Raw genomic sequence first — 18,457 nt, forward strand, 5'->3', positions numbered from 1 at the left:
CAAAGAGCAGCTATGTACTGGATTTAGGCTAGACCTATTCTCCATTCATCACCCTTTATCAGCCTCTCTGGACTGCCCATTAAAAGTGTATTATTTAATTATTGTAACAGCATCCGCCGCATGATCGACGTCCGCCAAGTGTACCTCTACCCGTTCTTCACTCGAAGTCGGAATGTTTTTACCAACAAAATCCGCTCGAATCGGTAGTTCTCTGTGTCCCCGATCTGCTAAAACCGCCAACTGAATCCCAGCCGGGCGTCCTACATCCATCAGCGCGTCCATTGCGGCACGCACCGTTCGGCCTGTATACAGCACATCATCGACCAGCACAACCTTCTTCCCACTAATATCAAAAGGAACATTCGTACCATTTAGCGATGGCTCAGAAGACTCATTTTTAAAACTCAAATCGTCTCTGTAAAGCGTGATATCAACGTCACCGACCGGAACCGTCACGTCCTCAATCTCCTTGATACGAGCCTGCAAACGATTCGCCAGGAAAATACCTCGTGTTTTAATGCCGACAAGCGCCAAATCCTTCGTACCCTTATTACGCTCGATGATTTCGTAACTCACCCTTGTAAGCGCCCGTTTAATCGCCGCCTCATCCATCACAACAACCTCTTCTGGCATTCTCTTCCCCTCCCATATCATTTAAACAAAATAAAAACCCTCTGCCAAGAGCGCAGCAAAGGGTATACGTATAGAATCCAATTGGGCATAGAAACTCCCAAATCACGTTACCTTCTTAGCCTCTCTGGACTATGTTAAAGGACTGTTATTTAACTAGGTTCAGTTTATCGTACTAGACTCGGTTTGTCAACTAGTTTTATCTTGTATCGCATAAAGTACAAATATGGGGTTAAAAACCTGTCAAATCAATTAAAATGCGACTTTGGAAATAAGCCCCTTTTCAGGCTATTCCTATGCTATAATAAGCGCACGGAAGTCCTTTGGGCGGATAAGCGTTTCCTCAGAAAGGAGGCGTTGTCATATGACAGTAACGGACATCATTGCGCTTTTTGCGATGCTTTTCACAGGTGGTATATTTCTGCTTGCACTGTTGACATTTTTCTTGCATTTAACGCAAAAAAAATAATCCCCCTAGGCCGCCAAACTTAGTGGATTATTTCTCATCATGAAAGGCTGTCCGCCCTTAAAGCGGATTCCGTACCGTCAGTTGCTTTTCGACTGACGGTTCTTTTATTCACTCTAGTATAACATGGATCTCAAAAAATTAACATCCCAATCACAACTTCATTCTCTTAAACTTTCCAAAGCTTCCTGAAAAACCTCAGGTAACGGCGCCTCAAACTTCATTCTCTCTTGCGTTGTCGGGTGTGTAAATCCAAGCTCTGATGCGTGTAAAAATTGGCCTTCACCTTTAATCGTGTTCTTCAATCCGTATTTTGGATCGCCTGCAAGTGGATGCCCAATATATTTCATGTGTACGCGAATCTGATGTGTACGGCCAGTCTCTAAACGGCATTTAATCAATGTGTAACCTTTAAAACGTTCCAACACTTCAAAATGCGTGCGCGACTCTTTTCCATCATTCACGATACCCATTTTTTGACGATCTTCTTTAGAACGGCCGATTGGAGCGTCAATCGTGCCTTTTTGATGCTTGATAACACCGTGCACGAGCGCTATATACTCTCGATCACTCGTTTTATCGTAGAGCTGCTCGGCCAATGACTCATGCGCTTTATCATTTTTTGCGACCATCAAGAGACCGGACGTATCTTTATCAATACGATGCACGATGCCTGGGCGAATTTTGCCATTGATGCCAGAAAGATCTTTGCAGTGGAAAAGTAAGGCGTTGACAAGCGTTCCAGATGTGTGACCTGCGGATGGATGCACCACCATGCCTTGCGGTTTATTCACGACAAGCACGTCCGTATCTTCATAATAAATGTCGAGCGGGATATCCTCAGCCTCAATATCGAGTTCTTCTGCTTCACGAACGATATACGTGATTTCATCGCCTGTTTTACATTTGTAGTTCGCTTTTGTTTTCTCGCCATTGACTAGAATTGCGTCATCTTTCAGCAGCGTTTGTATGCCAGAACGGGTCATTCCCAATAGTTCTGCGAGACCTTTGTCCAAGCGTTCGTGATTTAGTTTTTCCGGAATAATTACGGTATTTTGCGTCATTTTTTCGTTCCTTTCGATTTGCGATCATCCAAGAACACGTAGACAATGAGTAAAATCACGCCTATCGTCAGACTTGCATCCGCGACATTAAAAATTGGGAAGTAATAATTTCCCCAAATTGTTTGTACAAAGTCAACCACTTCTTGATGGAGAATACGATCGATAAAATTCCCAATCGCACCGCCTAAAACAAGCGCTAAACTTACACCTAAAAGTTTACTATTTTTCGCGTAACGTTGCATGAAGTAAATGAGTACGCCGATCACAACGAGCGTAATCAGATAGAAAAACCACATTTTTCCTTCCAAAACACCCCAAGCAGCACCGGAATTGCGATGCGATGTGATATTTAGAAAACCTGGAATGATTTCCACAACTTCCCTTAGGTCTAAATTTTGCACGATGAGCCATTTGGTGAACTGGTCAATCACGATAATAACAAGTGCGATAAGATAATAATAAATCACATTGATTCCTCTTTTCTTTATTTTATGTAGATAATCTGAGCCTAGAACTGTTTCTAGGCCCAGACCACACTGTATCACTGCACGATAAATTGTATCAAAAATAGCGCGGCAATGATATACATGAGTATCGGGGTACGCGTTCGATTTTTTGAGAATAGTCTCAAAATCGGGTACGCGATAAATCCGACCGCAATTCCGTCGGCGATACTGTAGGAGAATGGGATAATGATGACGATAAGCAGTGCTGCAAAAGTATCCGCCGCGTTGCCAAAGTCCATCTCTTTGATTTCCTGTAGCATCGAAATACCGATAACGATTAGAATCGGAGCAATCGCGCTGTTTGGAATAAATGAAATGTACGGCATTAACACGAGCGATGCCAAGAAAAAGATAGCGACTGTCACAGATGCCAATCCTGTTCGCGCCCCACTTGCCGACATCGAACCACTTTCTAATGCCGAAATTGTCGGGCTTGTGCCAAATAATCCTGACAAGAAAGCTGTAAAACTACTCGCTTGTAGTACGCGTGGCAATTTCTCCATTTGGTCTAGTTGTTTCATTTGACCATGCGTTAAGCCTACCGTTTCAAATACAAGCACCATCGTCAGTGAGAAAACGCTTGTCCAGAACGCGATTTGGCTTACACCAGTGAAATCAGCCTGAAAAAGGACGTCTTTCCAAGGTGCCAAACTGAGCGAATCCTTCGAAACCTCGCCGTGAACACCGAAAAGAACACTGACAACCGTTCCAATCACAAGGCTCCACAAAAAGGCTCCCGGTATTTTTCTGACTAGCAGAATCATCGTGAGTACAAGCGTAATCAACGTGGCCAGCACAAATGGATCATGCATATCGCCAAACGCTAAAATCGAATGTTCTCCACGCGATACGATTTGTCCTTTTTCAAGACCTAGCAATACCAAAAATAGCCCTAATCCGACCGTGATTCCCTGCTTTAAAATCAGCGGGATCGTGTCGTTCAACTTTCTAGCTAACGGTGTAAATGCTAAGATCATGAATAAAAAACCACTGACAACAACGACGGCTAGTGCTTGCTGCCATGACAATCCGAGCGTTTGCACGAAATTGTACGCGAACAGTGCGTTGATTCCCATTCCTGGCATCAAAATAAGCGGTGCATTTGCCCAAAAACCCATCACCAAACAACCTACAACAGCTATAAAAATCGTTGCAAGAATGGCGCCTTGATACGGTACACCCGCTTCTGCCAAAATCGAACTATTGACAACAATAATGTAGACAACGGTGAAGAAACCTATCATTCCAGCTAAAGCTTCCGTTCGAACCGATGTCCGATGCGCTTTCAACTGAAAGATTTTGTCCAAGAATTTTTGCATCATAATTCCTCTTTATTCAATTATCCCTCTCCCAACCCGTAGAGTCTCGCCCCTACCACGAACCCTTATTATAACAGACACAAGCGAATTCGCATAGAGCTTTACTTTCCAGTTAGAGAAAAAGACCTCCACATTTCCGTGACGGCGCACTATTTCCTATGCTATAATCGGGTGTTGAAGTGTTTAAAAAGAGAAAGGGGAGCTCCGTTTTGGAACAAACATTCACGCGCAGTGAAAAATGGCGCCAATTTTTAGTTATTTTCACGCCTGTTGTTATCTCGCAATTGATGCTGTTTTCGATGGCTTTAATTGATACGATGATGTCTGGGCATTATTCCAATGAAGCGCTCGCCGGGACAGCTATCGGGAACTCGTTATGGGGGCCTTTTAACGCTAGTTTATCTGGGTTATTGATGGCCGTGACACCGATTATTTCGCAGCTGATTGGCCGTGGGGAGGGTCATGATATTAAACGAACTGTGAGCAATGGACTTTATATCGCGGTCGGACTCGCCGCCTTGTTATTAGCGCTTAACTTTTTATTCGTTCCTTCGATTTTGAGCGCGATGGGACTTGAGCCTGCCGTTGCCGATATCGCAAAACATTTTTTGAACGGGATTTGTTTCGGTATACCGGCCTTCTTTTTTTATTCCGTTTTGCGTGCGTTTATTGATTCGCTAGGGCTGACGCGAGTTACGATGATGATTACGTTGATTACGGTACCGGTGAATATTTTCTTGAACTATTTATTGATTTTCGGTAATTGGGGCTTTCCTGAAATGGGTGGCGCCGGAAGTGGCTATGCGACTGGAATTACGTATTGGGTCGTGTTGCTTGTGACGATTATTTTGATTCAAAGTCAAAAACGGTTACGCGATTACCATATTTTTTCTGGGTTCGCAAAAGTGGACTGGGGAAAAATACGGGAAATTATCAAACTTGGTGTGCCGAACGGTTTGACGATTCTTTTTGAAGTGAGTATTTTCTCAGCGGTGACGGTGTTTATGGGGCGTTTTGGGACAGATACTATTGCGGCGCATCAATCCGCGATAAGCGTGCCAACATTGCTGTACGCGTTTCCGCTTAGTATCGCGGCCGCGTTAACGATTTTGGTTGGGTTTGAGACGGGAGCAAAGCGCATTGTGGACGCTCGGAAATACCGCCATATCGGAATGATTTCTGCGATCTCTATCGGAGTTTTAAACGGTATACTATTGCTCGTATTTCTTGACCAGATCGCCTTTCTCTACACCTCCGATCCCAAACTCGCAGATTTGATCACGCATTTCTTGATCTACGCTGTTCTTTTCCAATTTGCTGATGCGCTATTGTCACCAGTTCTTGGAGCACTGCGCGGATATAAAGATGTAATGGTGACCTCGGTCGTCGCCTTCATCTCGTATTGGGTGATTGGACTGCCACTTGGATTGATCTTATCGTACACAGATCTCGGACCATTCGGATTCTGGATTGGCCTCAGCGCTGGACTGTTTATCGCCGCGTTCATCCTCTCCATTCGCGTCCGTTTTACAGAACGAAAATTAATGCAACTATAAAAAAGGAATGTGATGACCTCGCCGGTATAGCGATGCATCACATTCCTTTCCTCATTTTTTCAAGCCTTCATGAATCTTATCTATATTCCAACGCATCATTTCCAAATACGAGTCTCCCGTTTCTCCTTTTCTCGCGGTAGAATCTGTGAAAAGTTTAGCCGAAATTGGCACGTCTGTTTCGCTCGACACGCTCTCCATGCTACGCGGATCAACGCTTGTTTCCACGAATAAAACTGGCACTTTCTTCGCGCGAATCGTTTCAATAATCTGCTTCATCTGATTGGGTGTCCCTTGATTCTCCGTATTTATTTCCCAAATATAAGCCGCATTTAGTCCATACGCCGCGCCAAAATACTTAAACGCGCCCTCACTCGTCACCAGCGTCTTATGCTCCAAATCCGCAAATTTTGTCTTCGCTTCTTTGTCGAGCGCGCCTAACTTCGCGATATATTTCTCCGCGCGTTCCTGATAATAATCTGCATTATCCGGGTCTTTCTTCACCAACGTATCCCGTGCATTTTCCGCGTACTTGATCCCATTTTGCAAATCCAACCAAGCATGAGGATCCGTCTCGCTTTCCTTCCCTTTCGCCGTCAAAAACTTCGGCGCCACACCTTCACTCAGCGCTACCGCCTCTTTTTGACCAGAAGAAGCCATCAACCTATCAAACCAGCCATTTCCCGTCTCCAAATTCAGCCCGTTATTAAAAACCAAATCCGCATCCGCCATTTTTTGCACATCTTTTGGCAACGGATCATACTCATGCGGATCCGTCCCAGTTGGCACGATGCTGTACAGATCAATTTTATCGCCACCGACCTGCTTCACAATATCATACAGAATCGAATACGTCGTCACCACCTGCAATTTATCCGAAGCCGCCTTCTTCTCGTTACCGCCACATGCCGTGAGTAAAAAAATGCACAACCCAATCACACTCGCTAAAACCACTTTCTTCATTGTTTCACGCTCCTTCTTCCAAAAATAATGCCTTGTTTCGGCGAAAAGATAAATACGATAATAAATAACGCCGTCGCAGCGAGCACAATCGATGCTCCCGATGCCAAATTATACATGTAGCTAAAATACAAGCCAATAATCGCGCTGACCGCCCCGAACCCCGCCGCCAAAAAAAGCATGACCGACAAGCGATTCGTCAACAAGTACGCCGTCGCAGCTGGTGTAATCAACATCGCAACCACCAGAATAATTCCCACTGTTTGTAGCGATGCCACCGTCACGAGCGTCAACAATGTCATCAGAAAATAATGCAACGTCCGCACTTTTAGACCATAACTTTCTGCCATCGTCGGATCAAACGAACTCACCAACAATTCCTTATAAAACAGCACCACCAGCAAAATAACCAGCGCACCGATACCAAATGTCATCCACATATCACTGCTCCGAACCGCCAGCACATTCCCGAACAAAATATGATATAAATCCGTCGAACTCTGCGCCAGCGAAATCATAATAATCCCGAGTGCAAAAAACGAGCTAAACACAATCCCAATCGCCGTATCATTTTTAATCCGACTATTCTGATTCACAAAACCTATGCCGAGCGCCGCCACAACTCCAAAAGCCGTCGCCCCTAAGAAAAAATTGATGCCCAACATATAGGAAATCGCAACCCCTGGCAAAACCGCATGAGAAATCGCGTCCCCCATCAGTGACATGCCCCGCAAAATGATAAAGCTACCAATCACGCCAGAGACCACGCCAACAACGACCGAAGTCAACAGCGCCTTTTGCAAAAATTCATATTGCATCAAACCTTCTAAAAATAACATCACTGAACACCTCCCCATCCGAATCCTTGCCCGTATGTTTTTAAAATGTTTGCTTCGGTAAATGTCGCCGCCGTCTCGCCATGTGCCATTACATGCTGATTTAGTAGAATAACATCATCAAAGTACTTGGCCACCTTGTGAAAGTCATGGTGGACAACAATAATGGTCTTGCCGGCATTTCGTAATTTTTTCAATACTGCGACAATCAGTGCTTCACTTGTCATGTCAATCCCGACAAACGGTTCATCTAGAAGAAAGATATCCGCCTGTTGTGCGAGAGCCCGCGCAATGAAAACCCGTTGTAATTGTCCACCTGAAAGCTCCCCGATTTGACGTTTTGCGAAATCTAGCATTTCGACCTGCTTCAACGCTGTTCGTGCGATTTCGCGTTCTTTTTTTCTAGGAAGCTTGATGAGGCCGAGTTTCGGATAGGTACCAATGAGGACGGTATCCAGCACTGTGATTGGGAATGTTAAATCCACCGTATTTCTTTGAGGAACGTAAGCGATTTTGGCGCGCATGGCTTCGATGGGCCGCCCTTCCCAAGTTACCATGCCGGACTCACAGGGGATTAAGCCGATGAGACCTTTTAGGAATGTTGATTTTCCCGCGCCATTTGGTCCGATGATTCCTGTCATTTTTCTTGGTGATATTTGAAGGGAGATGTTCTCCACGACGCGTTTTTGACCGTATGATATGGATAAATTTTCGACTAGCATTCGTATCACCTTGTTTCTGATAGATTATTTTAGTCGCAACTAAAAATGTTTCCTTTGCGCAACTTTATGATTAGTATAGCCTATTTTATTTGGTTTGTAAAGGAGGGAATTTGGAAGCAAAAAAAGGATGAGATTCCAGTCTCTCGTTAGAAAGATCGGTTCTCATCCAGGAAACTTATTTTGTTTTTAGAGCCTCAATATGAATGTAAGCGAAGTGAGTATTCGTTCCATGCCTTCGCCTAGAGGAAACACGGAGTCCCTTCGTTACTACTCAATGTTCACATTATTTCTAACTCAGCGTTCGTTTGACGCTAACTCTCAGTGCTGTCTATCCTCAAGAGCCAGCCTCTCGGAATTTTCGTGGCCTCCGCAAAAACCAAGGACGGTTTTTCACTGCGCCCCCTAACAAATTCTGTCGAGGCTAAACGGGCTCTTTCGGCTTTTCAGTTTTCAGCTAACTTCTTCAGCAGTTCCTGAAACTGTTCGCGTTCTTCTTCTGTAAAAACGGAGAAGCGGCGGACAATCATTTCTTTTTTCTTCTGCTCAATCGAGGCTACAAAGTCTTTCGCTTCCTCGGTTAACTCAAGCACCACAATACGACGGTCGACTTCGGAGCGGTGTCGTGTGATGAAATTATTCGCAACGAGGGAATCTGTAATCGCTGTGATGTGACTCGCTGATACGTCTAGTTTTTTTGATAAATCTGTCGTGCGATTGATTCCGCTCGAGATAAGACTGAGCACGCGAAACTCGCCACCGGTCAGCTTTCGGTCTAAAATGCCATCGACTTCATGGCGAAAACTGTTAAAAACACGCTTCACAGATGTTTCGATTTCAAGAAAATTATCCATGTAAAGCCCTCCTTACTTCAATTCTTCTTTCACTAACTCAACCGCTTTTTTCTGCTGTGGATCATTGGCTTTTAGTTCTTTCTGAATAGCAGTAATCAAGGCATCTGTGGTTGCACCAGTTACGATACCGTCCACTTTTAACTTGCTTGCTTCTTGGAACGCCTTCACGCCATCTGTTGTATCAGCATCGAATAGACCGTCGACTTTTCCGACATTATATTTAAGTGCAGCAAGCATTGTCTCGATCGTTTTCACATCGTCACCAAAACTGCCTTCTTTATAGGTTTTAGATGCATCTGGAATCGCCATCGTCGCATAGGCTGGTAACGCCACCGCTACGTCAGGTTTAATGCCTTTTTCGTGGATCCATTCGCCGTCTGGTGTTAACCATTTCGCAATCGTGAGTTTCAACAACGAGCCATCGCTAAGTGGTAACGCCGTTTGTACCGTACCTTTACCGAACGATTTCGCACCGACTAGCTTGATATCACCAGATTCACGCGCTGCTGCCGCCAAAATTTCAGAAGCACTGGCGCTACCTTCATCAATCAGCATCGTGACAGGAACCTTCACTTTATAACCATTGTGCGCACTGCTATCCGCTTTAATCGTTTGTTTCGAACCATCTTTCACTTGTTCTTGAACGATCACTTTACCATCTGGCAGGAATAAACTTGCAATATCCACCGCTTGATCGAGTAAACCACCTGGGTTCCCACGCAAATCAATGACTAAGCCTTTCATGCCTTTAGATTCCATATCCTTCAAAGCTTTTTCTAATTCACTGTACGTATTTTCTGAGAAGGTAGTAATTTGAATCGTCGCGATTTTGTCTGCGCCCATTTCTGCATAGACCGTTTCAATCGGAATCTCGTCGCGAACAATTTTCACATCAAACGGTTTATCCGTTCCAGGACGCGAAATCGTTAGTGTAACGCTCGTTCCTTTTTTACCGCGAATTTTCGTTGTTGCTTCAGTGGAAGAAATGCCTTTAATCGACTTGCCGTCCACTTCGATAATTTTGTCATTCGGACGTAATCCCGCCGCTTCTGCTGGAGAGTTCTTGATTGGCGATACAACGGTTATGTAACCATCTTTCTCCTGAATTTCTACGCCAATTCCTGAAAAACTAGAAGAAATCGTATTATCAAATTCCTCTGCTTCCTTCGACGTCATAAACGAGGAATACGGGTCGCCAAGAGATGCCACCATCCCGTTGATAGCGCCTTCCATCATCTTATCTGTATTCACATCTTTAAAATATTTATTCTGAATTTCATCGTACACATCGTAAAGCTTCGTGAATTCCTTGCGTTCAGGAATCGCCACTTTGACATGCTTGTCCCCGCCCACAGACATTACGAGCGCCGTTACTAAAGCCGTTGCAAAAACACAACCGAATAACAGCATAACAAACGGGAATATCTTCATTTTTACCAAGCCTTTTCGAGAGGTAGGCTCTTGCTTCTCTTCGTTTTTCGGCTCATTTGGATTTGTTGGTCCTTGTTCCATTCCTATGTTCACCACTTTCTCACTAAACACCCTAGTTATGATATTTTTAACTTTCCTTTATTCTATCAGCTTTTGCTCCGAATGGGTAGCTTTTGTTGCTATACCCGACAAAAAAGACGAGCCAAGCTGATCCAGCATTGCGGCTTTCCCAGTTCGACTCGTCCTATCTCCTCTATGCAACGACTTCATAACCCGCTTCATCCACGACTTCTGCGATGGCATCTTGTACATTTTTCCCATCATCATACGTCACTTCCGCCGTGCCTGCTTCAAGTGAAATCACTGCTTTTTCCACGCCCTCGACAGACTCGATAGCCTCACGAACCCGTTTCTCGCAATGCTCACAGCTCATGCCTTCCACTTCTACTACCAATTTAGCCATTTCTCACCACTCCTTTGCTATCTTCTCTATTTTATTATACCCCACCCAGGTAATTATTGCACGATGGATGCCTGCGCTTTCTTAGCTTCGGATTCATGCCATTCCAACAACCCATAAACCGCATTAAAAAGGTAAATCGCATATTGCGTCGCGATAATCGGATTTTTCGTATAAATATTAAGCGAAATCACCAAGATATTCATGATAATCCACAAATACCAGTTAAAACTAAACCGCGCAATCATTAAAAATTGAGCCGTCACGCCAAGCGCGAAAATGAAATTATTCAGCATCAATTGATACGGATCATTCGCCACCCCAAGAATCCCCGTCAAATACATATTCACAAAAGAAGCACCAATAATAAACAAAATCGCAATTCCAAAATGGCGTTCCGTCAACTTCCGCGGTTCAAGCGTCGCCTCCGCATCCATATGTTTTTTCCAAGTCACCAGTCCGAAAATATGCGTCACGAAATAGTAAAGACTCGGCAATGCCGCCCCAACATTCCGTCCTAAAAAATTCCCACTCATCTCACCAAACGCTGCCAACATGCCAAACACATTGCCGCTATTCTTCCCTTTTGCCAATAAAATTACGCAAATCAACCCACAGATTGCGCCCACATAAGACAATAAATAACGCCATTCAAAATTGACCAATGGATTCGTCGCTAAAAAAGCAACCGTGACAAGCAAAACACTGATATAAGGGTATACTTTATTCCGACCTATCTTCAAAACGACTGATTTCATCTGAATTCTCCTTTTTATCGTTCAGTAATTGTTCCACAAGCTGGATACTCTCCAGATACCTCTCCTCATAATTCCCCGACGTAATCGCCACATACGGAATCCCGTTTTCCTTCAATAAATGTTCCAACAAATCCTGAAACTCCTTGCGCTTAGCCTTACTTCCAAGATGCCGCAACCCATCGTTCACCCAAGGCGTATTATTCTCCAGCAAAATCACCAAATCAAAACGCTGCGTCTCAATCATCGCCTGCACAAACGGATGCTCCCGTCCCTCATACGTCATGCAAAACGCTTGCGTCGTCACATAATCCGTATCAATAAACGCCACCTTATTCGCATATTTCACCGCAAAATCAATATACTGCGCCTGCCCCAACGAAATTTTGTCATAATCGGAAAATTGGAGCGCCTTCTCATTCCCACCAAGATGCGAAAAAACATAATCCCGTCCGTACTCCCAAGCACTCGTCGTGTTAAACGTATTCGCAAGCTTGTTGACTAGCGTAGATTTTCCACTCGATTCCCCGCCCAAAATCGCTACTTTCCGAACGAAAAACGGCTTCACCTCGGTTGGAATGTAGTCCCAATAATGAAACGGCTCCTGCCTAATTTGCGTCGCGCTAATATTCATAAACGACCGCTCCGCATCGATAACCACCGTGTTTACGCCCAACAATTCCTGATACCGAATCGCATCCTTAGGTTCACTCGAATAAATCGCGTTCGCCTGAATATGATTATCCGCAAGCAGCTTCTTCGCCCGAATCGCCCACTCATCCCAACCATCCGGATATGGCGGTATCCCATCCTCCGACAAATCATGAATTTTAATATTATCCTGATACTTAAACGTCTGCAACAACCAGCGCCAGCGATCCTCCACAGTAGGCTGCTTCGTCATCGAACTCTTTTGAAAAAGCTCGAAATCACGCACATCATCATGGCAAAGAATCACGTGAAGCTCATCCACTTGGCTCGCCGCTCGCTGAATTAAATAAATATGCCCCGTATGCAGCGGGTAAAATTTACCGAACACAACACCGATATTTTTTTCACGCGGGGGGTATTCTAAATGAAGCACTTCATGCAAAGCCTGCAATTTTTGAGCGCTTGGTTCCTTGATTTTATTATTGATAAGTTGACTGAGATACCCTTTCGTGACACCAATCCGGTCTGCTGCTTGTTGTAAAGTCAGTCCGTTTTCTTTTAAAGCTAACTTTAAATATGTATACCGTTGCATCTTTATCGCTCCTCATTCGCGTTTGTTTATTATATTAAACATTTATCCCGAAAAAGTCAATAGCAACTTAAAAATTCTATCATCATCGCTTTGCAAATCAAGTCATGCTATAATTATTTATATCATTTTGAGGAGTGTTGTTCATGGGTATGATTGGAAACTATTGCAAAATCACGCCAGACCAGTTTCATTCACTAAAAACCGGTCAAATAACCGTTTCAGAATTCCTGTATTCTGACAATCATGTACTAGAAGACGATTTACTAGATATCGATAAAGCTTGGGATTGCATCCATTTCGTTTTAACCGGAAAAGGAATGGTTGATTTAGTTGAACCTGAGTTAGAAATGTCTCCTATGTATCAAATCATTATGGGCGGTCAAGCAATCAGCAACGAAGATATCGGCTACGGCTCCGCCAGATATTTAACCCCCAAAGAAGTAAAGGCATGCCACCAAACCATTAAAAATATTACAGAGCATGATTTCAAAACCCGAGTGACTGCCGAACAATTAGTAGAACATCAGATTTACCCCCTATCGGATCAAGTCGACGAAGATTTTATACCTTACGCATACGAATATTTCCGCGATGTACAAGCATTTTTCGAACAAGCCAATACCGAAGAAAAATATATGTTGCTGTATATCAATTGAGCCATACAAAAAACGCTTAGAAGTCTGAAAATAGATTTCTAAGCGCTTTTTTATATTAGTGTTGCTAATAAACCACACGCTCTGCGTGTGCGGAGACGGATAGCTTTAGCGTTAAAAATCTCCTTTCGCTATAATAAAATTGGCCGCAAACCAAATTCTATGCGAAAGGAGATTTTTTTATGTCTAAAGATGATAGTAGTTTATCACATACGAGGTGGAATTGTAAGTATCATCTTGTGTTTACTCCAAAATATCGCAGAAAAATTATCTATGGGCAGCTTCGAAAAGACATTGGGGTGATTTTGAGGAAATTATGCGAGATGAAAGATGTAGAAATAATCGAGGCCCATGCCAGATCATATTCATATGCTTGTAAAAATACCGCCTAAAATGAGTGTCTCGAGTTTTATGGGTTTCTTAAAAGGGCGTAGCGCCATATTAATCCATGAACGGCATGCCAATTTGAAATACAACTATGGTAATCGCACTTTCTGGTCCAAAGGTTATTACGTATCTACAGTGGGATTGAATCAAAAAACAATTCAAAAATATATAAGAGAACAAGAAGCAGAAGACCGAATAAAGGATAGTGTCAGTAAACGAGAATATGTTGACCCATTTAAAAAGTAGTTAGCTAATTAACGACAGGGCATAGAAGCGGTTGGCGGTCACTTAAAAAGGTCCCTTCAGGGGCCAGCGTGTAGTGAGCCCTTCTAGGGCATATAAAAAGCCACCCGTTCACACGGGTGGATAATTACTATTTTAATTTCACACGTTTCAAACGCAGCGCATTCGCCACAACCGAAACCGAGCTCCCCGCCATCGCAAGTCCTGCTACCCAAGGCGCTAACAAGCCAATCGCCGCAATCGGAATTCCTGCACAGTTATAAGCCAATGCCCAGAAAAAGTTTTGCCGGATATTTCGCATCGTTGCTCGGCTCAATTGAATCGTTTGTGGAACGAGCGTCAACTGATGGCCCACAAGCGTCACATCGCCCGTTTCAATCGCGATATCCGTCCCCGTTCCGATACTAATTCCCGTATCCGCCGTCGCAAGTGCTGGTGTATCATTGATTCCATCACCAACGAACGCCACGACATGCCCTTGTTTTTGCAATCCAGCCACGAGGTCACTCTTATCATTCGGCAATTGTTCTGCGTACACATCATCGATACCAAGCTCCGCCGCTATATTCTCCACAACCACGCGCTGGTCACCCGATGCAATCGCCGTCTTAACACCCAGCTCCTGGAGTCTCGAAATCGCTTCCTTTGCCTCTTTTCGCGGTGTATCCAACAAGCCAAACGCACCCGCAAAAACACCGTCAATGCTCATTGCCACAATCGTTTGCCCAGCTTGCATCCACTGCTGCATCACGTCATCCGCTTCCTTCTCGATAGCCACAGACTGCGCGATAAACCGATACGATCCCAACGACACTTTTGCACCGTTCAAAACGCCAACCATGCCATGTCCCGCTTTCGCCCTAATTTTCTCCGCACGTACCTCGTTCTCATCCACATTCTCTAAATATGCCAATACAGCCTTAGCAATCGGGTGTTCTGACTGCGCTTCCATCGCGCCCGCAAAACGCTTGAAATCCACATGATTATCCAGCATATTCGTCACGCGCAACTTCCCTTCCGTCAGCGTCCCCGTCTTATCAAAAATCACCGTATCCACTTTTGCCGTCCGCTCTAAATGCTCGCCGCCTTTAAAAAGAATCCCGCTTTCCGCACCTTTCCCAGTTCCCGACATAATCGCGGTCGGCGTCGCCAAGCCAAGCGCACAAGGACACGCAATCACGAGCACCGCAATCGCCACCTGCAGCGACTGATCGAGCACACCGCCCGTCGCAATCATCCAAATCGCAAACGTCACGACCGCAATCACCAACACAATCGGCACAAAAATCCCTGAAATCCGGTCCGCCAAACGCTGAATTGGCGCCTTCACACCCTGCGCCTCTTCCACCAGTTGAATAATCGTCGAAAGCACCGTCTCGTCCATCCGTTTCGTTACCCTCGCCTGAAATCCCCCATCAAAGTTCACCGTCGAACCAATCACCGCGTCTCCCGCCTTCTTCTCCACAGGCACCGGTTCCCCAGAAATCATCGACTCATCAACGCTCGTCTCACCACTCAACACGACCGCATCAATCGGCACTTTTTCACCAGGTCGCACTAGAATCACATCGCCAATCGCAAGCTCATCCACAGGCACTTTCCACTCCTGATTCTCCCGCAAAACAACGGCTTCCTTCGATTGCAGTTTCAGCAAACCAGCAATAGACTGCGTCGTTTTCGATGTCGCGTAACTCTCCAACAATTTTCCAAGCAAAATCAACGTAATCAAAATCGCACTCGTCTCAAAATAATAATGCGCCTCCACATTCGGATTCACAAGCTGCCGCACATACTCCGCCAAGCTATAGAAGTAGGCCGACGACGTCCCCAACGCCACGAGCACATCCATGTTCGCGCTCTTACCACGAAGCGACTTATACGCCCCATCATAAAACCGCCAACCAATATAAAACTGAATCACCGTCGCCAAAATCAGCTGGATCGTCGGACTAATTACCGCATCCACACCCATCGCAAACGCCGTATGATGCAGATAAGGAATGTGCGTCACCATCGTAAGCAACAACGGCAATGCCAAAATTGCAGACAAGATAAAACGCCGCACTTCACGCTTAAACTGCTTTTCCAATACCGCGTCCTTCTCCTCTTTTGACATTTTCTCCGCTGCATCATACCCCGCGTGCTTCACAATCTCAATCAACTGCTCCGGCGCTATTTGCTCAGGATCATAATAAACCGCCGCACTCTCCGTCACCAAATTCACATTCGCCTTTTCCACACCAACCGCCTTATTCAGCGATTTCTCCACACGCGTCGAGCAAGCCGCACACGTCATACCAAACACATTTAAATCCTGTCTCTTCGCTTCCATTTCAAAAATACCCCCTTACTTATTTACGTTTTCGAAAACTGCCGTATCACTTTCAATAACTCATCCATCACTTCATCCGACTCACCATTTTGCGCCGCATCCACTACACAATGCTTCGCGTGATGCTCCAACACCTGCAATCCAACCTTCTTAAGCGCTGAATTAGCCGCCGAAATCTGCACTAGTATATCCACACAGTAACGATCTTCCTCGACCATTTGCTGTATCCCACGAACCTGCCCTTCCACACGCCGCAAACGATTCAACACCTGTTTCGTATCCTCCTCAGACCTTGCTACAATTGGTTTATCATGCGCCATCTCCAACACTCCTTCACTCAACTTTATATCTTCATTATACCTACAGGGGGTATATAAGTCAACTCACTTGTTTCTAACAAAAAAAGAACCCCCACATCACGTGAAGATTCTCTCATCTTATTTCGCCGTTCCACCATCAATTTTCTTCTGCAACACCTGCACATGCTGGAAAAATTCCTCAAGCGTCCAATCATTCTCATAAATAATTGTCGCCGCATCCTTCCCGACATAGCGATAATGCCAAGATTCATATTGATACTGCGTCACAGCTTCTTTGCCTTTCATATACCGCAAAATAAAACCATAATTATGCGCGTTCTTCTGTAACCATTGCCCCTCAGGCGTCTCACCAAAAGCCTCTGTCAAGTTAAACCCTTGATCACGCGATGAAATATCCATCGCAAGACCCGTCTGATGTTCACTCGTTCCAGGAACAGCAACAGCCTCCTTCGCTTTCGCCTCGCCCTTCGCAGCAACTTCCGCACTAAAAACTTCCTGTTGGCGCTTGTACGAACGGTAGCCCGACACAGCATAAAGCGTTAAGCCATCTTGCTTCGCCGCCGTAAACATCGCTTCTAGTTGCGAGCCCGCTTCCTTACGCATCTGCGCTTTTTCAACCTGCGCATCACCAAACGAGAACGTCACATTCGGACGCACTAAATCAGGTGGCGAATAAGAAGATTGCAACGAATACTCTTTATTCGCAAGCACCAAAATATTTTCCGGGTTCGTAATATACTGAACACCATCTTTTTCCTCTAATTTATTCTGCTGGGCAATATACGGATAAAGCGGATCATTTTGATAATCCTTACCGCCCGTTTCCTTTTCAGTCTTTGTTTCGGTTTCTTTTTCCGCCTCTGTGTTCGTGTCTGTTTTCGCCGTTTCTGTCTCCGCGGCTGGCTTCTCGATATCTCCCGCTAAATAATCAGCTGATGTATGAAAACCTGCCAAACTCAGCGCTATCATGAATGAAATAAAATGCATCATCTTGTTTTGTAACCTTCTTTCGTTAGATTCTCCCTACTTCAACGTAGATTCTAACGCAACCACAATCATATCGTTAAAAGTCGTTTGGCGCTCTTCCGCCGTCGTTTCTTCCCCAGTAAAAATATGGTCACTCACCGTCAAAATCGCCAGTGCTTTACGCCCAAATTTCTGAGCAATCGTGTAAAGCGCCGCCGCTTCCATCTCGATTCCAAGCACGCCATGATCCGCTAATTGTTGCTTATCCAACTGCTCATTATAAAAACGATCCGATGAAAAAACATTCCCCACACGCATCGCTAAGCCTTTTTCAAGTCCCGCATCATACGCATTTTTCAACAAATCAAAATCAGCCACTGGCGCAAAATCAACGCCCGCAAACGTATTGCGATTAATTTGTGAATCCGTTGAAGCCGCTTGCGCAATCACCACATCGCGAACCTTCACGTCTTTTTGAATCGCGCCCATCGTACCCACACGAATCAAATTTTTCACATCATAACTTTGAATCAACTCGTTCACATAAATCGAAATCGACGGAATCCCCATACCAGTTCCCATCACCGATACCCGCTTCCCTTTATATGTCCCCGTATATCCAAACATATTACGAACCTCATTAAAGCAAATAACGTCCTCTAAAAAAGTCTCCGCAATGTATTTCGCACGCAACGGATCTCCCGGTAAAAGAATCGTTTCTGCAATCTCGCCTTGTTTCGCCTCAATATGAATACTCAAT

At 44.7% G+C, this 18,457-nt stretch carries 18 protein-coding genes and 1 pseudogene; 3 read left to right on the forward strand and 16 right to left on the reverse strand.

Annotation, left to right across the window (positions count from 1 at the left end; all coding sequences use genetic code 11):
* Window positions 1-90 precede the first annotated feature (90 nt).
* The 4 genes from pyrR to DUK53_RS03115 all read right to left on the reverse strand — a co-directional run bounded on the left by pyrR (window position 91) and on the right by DUK53_RS03115 (window position 3,985).
* Window positions 91-633: a bifunctional pyr operon transcriptional regulator/uracil phosphoribosyltransferase PyrR gene (pyrR, locus tag DUK53_RS03100; RefSeq protein ID WP_036093447.1), complete on the reverse strand. Its 543-nt coding sequence runs from the start codon at window positions 631-633 to the stop codon at window positions 91-93.
* Window positions 634-1,257: 624 nt separating this feature from the next.
* On the reverse strand, window positions 1,258-2,160 hold the full coding sequence (locus tag DUK53_RS03105) for an RluA family pseudouridine synthase (RefSeq protein ID WP_036093448.1): 903 nt from the start codon (window positions 2,158-2,160) through the stop codon (window positions 1,258-1,260).
* Window positions 2,157-2,624 (reverse strand): signal peptidase II, encoded by a 468-nt coding sequence (gene lspA, locus DUK53_RS03110; protein ID WP_036093739.1) that lies wholly within the window; start codon window positions 2,622-2,624, stop codon window positions 2,157-2,159. The genes DUK53_RS03105 and lspA overlap by 4 nt, the downstream gene beginning before the upstream one ends.
* 77 nt (window positions 2,625-2,701) lie before the next feature.
* Window positions 2,702-3,985, reverse strand: a complete 1,284-nt coding sequence (locus tag DUK53_RS03115; protein ID WP_036093449.1) for an NCS2 family permease — start codon at window positions 3,983-3,985, stop codon at window positions 2,702-2,704.
* A gap of 209 nt (window positions 3,986-4,194) precedes the next feature.
* On the opposite strand from DUK53_RS03115, the gene DUK53_RS03120 reads away from it, so the two are divergent.
* Window positions 4,195-5,541, forward strand: coding sequence for an MATE family efflux transporter (locus tag DUK53_RS03120; protein ID WP_036093450.1), 1,347 nt, complete (start codon window positions 4,195-4,197; stop codon window positions 5,539-5,541).
* A 51-nt stretch (window positions 5,542-5,592) separates the two neighbouring features.
* On the opposite strand, the gene DUK53_RS03125 is transcribed toward DUK53_RS03120, so the two are convergent.
* The 8 genes from DUK53_RS03125 to nadR all read right to left on the reverse strand — a co-directional run bounded on the left by DUK53_RS03125 (window position 5,593) and on the right by nadR (window position 12,796).
* A complete protein-coding gene (locus DUK53_RS03125) occupies window positions 5,593-6,501 on the reverse strand; it encodes a metal ABC transporter substrate-binding protein (RefSeq protein ID WP_036093453.1) in 909 nt (302 codons plus the stop codon).
* Window positions 6,498-7,337: a metal ABC transporter permease gene (locus DUK53_RS03130; protein WP_036093454.1), complete on the reverse strand. Its 840-nt coding sequence runs from the start codon at window positions 7,335-7,337 to the stop codon at window positions 6,498-6,500. The genes DUK53_RS03125 and DUK53_RS03130 overlap by 4 nt, the downstream gene beginning before the upstream one ends.
* On the reverse strand, window positions 7,337-8,056 hold the full coding sequence (locus DUK53_RS03135) for a metal ABC transporter ATP-binding protein (protein WP_036130827.1): 720 nt from the start codon (window positions 8,054-8,056) through the stop codon (window positions 7,337-7,339). The genes DUK53_RS03130 and DUK53_RS03135 overlap by 1 nt, the downstream gene beginning before the upstream one ends.
* 443 nt (window positions 8,057-8,499) lie before the next feature.
* On the reverse strand, window positions 8,500-8,907 hold the full coding sequence (locus tag DUK53_RS03140) for a MarR family winged helix-turn-helix transcriptional regulator (RefSeq protein ID WP_036093457.1): 408 nt from the start codon (window positions 8,905-8,907) through the stop codon (window positions 8,500-8,502).
* Window positions 8,908-8,919: 12 nt separating this feature from the next.
* A complete protein-coding gene (locus DUK53_RS03145; RefSeq protein ID WP_036093459.1) occupies window positions 8,920-10,419 on the reverse strand; it encodes a lmo1851 family serine protease in 1,500 nt (499 codons plus the stop codon).
* A gap of 172 nt (window positions 10,420-10,591) precedes the next feature.
* A complete protein-coding gene (locus DUK53_RS03150; protein ID WP_036130825.1) occupies window positions 10,592-10,801 on the reverse strand; it encodes a heavy-metal-associated domain-containing protein in 210 nt (69 codons plus the stop codon).
* A 53-nt stretch (window positions 10,802-10,854) separates the two neighbouring features.
* Window positions 10,855-11,556 (reverse strand): nicotinamide riboside transporter PnuC, encoded by a 702-nt coding sequence (pnuC, locus tag DUK53_RS03155; protein ID WP_052164841.1) that lies wholly within the window; start codon window positions 11,554-11,556, stop codon window positions 10,855-10,857.
* Window positions 11,522-12,796, reverse strand: a complete 1,275-nt coding sequence (nadR, locus tag DUK53_RS03160; protein WP_052164840.1) for a multifunctional transcriptional regulator/nicotinamide-nucleotide adenylyltransferase/ribosylnicotinamide kinase NadR — start codon at window positions 12,794-12,796, stop codon at window positions 11,522-11,524. Before nadR ends, pnuC begins: the two co-directional genes overlap by 35 nt.
* Before the next feature lie 143 nt (window positions 12,797-12,939).
* On the opposite strand from nadR, the gene DUK53_RS03165 reads away from it, so the two are divergent.
* Both DUK53_RS03165 and tnpA read left to right on the forward strand, forming a co-directional pair.
* The gene (locus DUK53_RS03165) at window positions 12,940-13,452 is read left to right on the forward strand and encodes a YfbM family protein (protein ID WP_036093466.1); all 513 of its coding nucleotides are present in this window, start codon (window positions 12,940-12,942) and stop codon (window positions 13,450-13,452) included.
* A gap of 179 nt (window positions 13,453-13,631) precedes the next feature.
* Window positions 13,632-14,082, forward strand: a pseudogene (gene tnpA / locus DUK53_RS03170) (IS200/IS605 family transposase).
* A gap of 127 nt (window positions 14,083-14,209) precedes the next feature.
* Here tnpA and DUK53_RS03175 read toward each other — a convergent pair.
* From DUK53_RS03175 to deoD, 4 genes are all read right to left on the reverse strand, one after another.
* Entirely contained in the window at window positions 14,210-16,411 is a 2,202-nt protein-coding gene (locus tag DUK53_RS03175) for a heavy metal translocating P-type ATPase (RefSeq protein ID WP_036130823.1), read from the reverse strand.
* Window positions 16,412-16,434: 23 nt separating this feature from the next.
* Complete coding sequence (locus DUK53_RS03180) at window positions 16,435-16,731, reverse strand: metal-sensing transcriptional repressor (protein ID WP_036093471.1); 297 nt, start codon at window positions 16,729-16,731, stop codon at window positions 16,435-16,437.
* Between the two features lie 117 nt (window positions 16,732-16,848).
* Window positions 16,849-17,721, reverse strand: coding sequence for a M15 family metallopeptidase (locus tag DUK53_RS03185; protein ID WP_077947542.1), 873 nt, complete (start codon window positions 17,719-17,721; stop codon window positions 16,849-16,851).
* Between the two features lie 33 nt (window positions 17,722-17,754).
* Window positions 17,755-18,456, reverse strand: a complete 702-nt coding sequence (gene deoD, locus DUK53_RS03190) for a purine-nucleoside phosphorylase (protein WP_036093473.1) — start codon at window positions 18,454-18,456, stop codon at window positions 17,755-17,757.
* Window position 18,457 lies beyond the last annotated feature (1 nt).

Source organism: Listeria sp. SHR_NRA_18, assembly GCF_003856515.1.
GTDB classification, from domain to species: domain Bacteria; phylum Bacillota; class Bacilli; order Lactobacillales; family Listeriaceae; genus Listeria_A; species Listeria_A newyorkensis.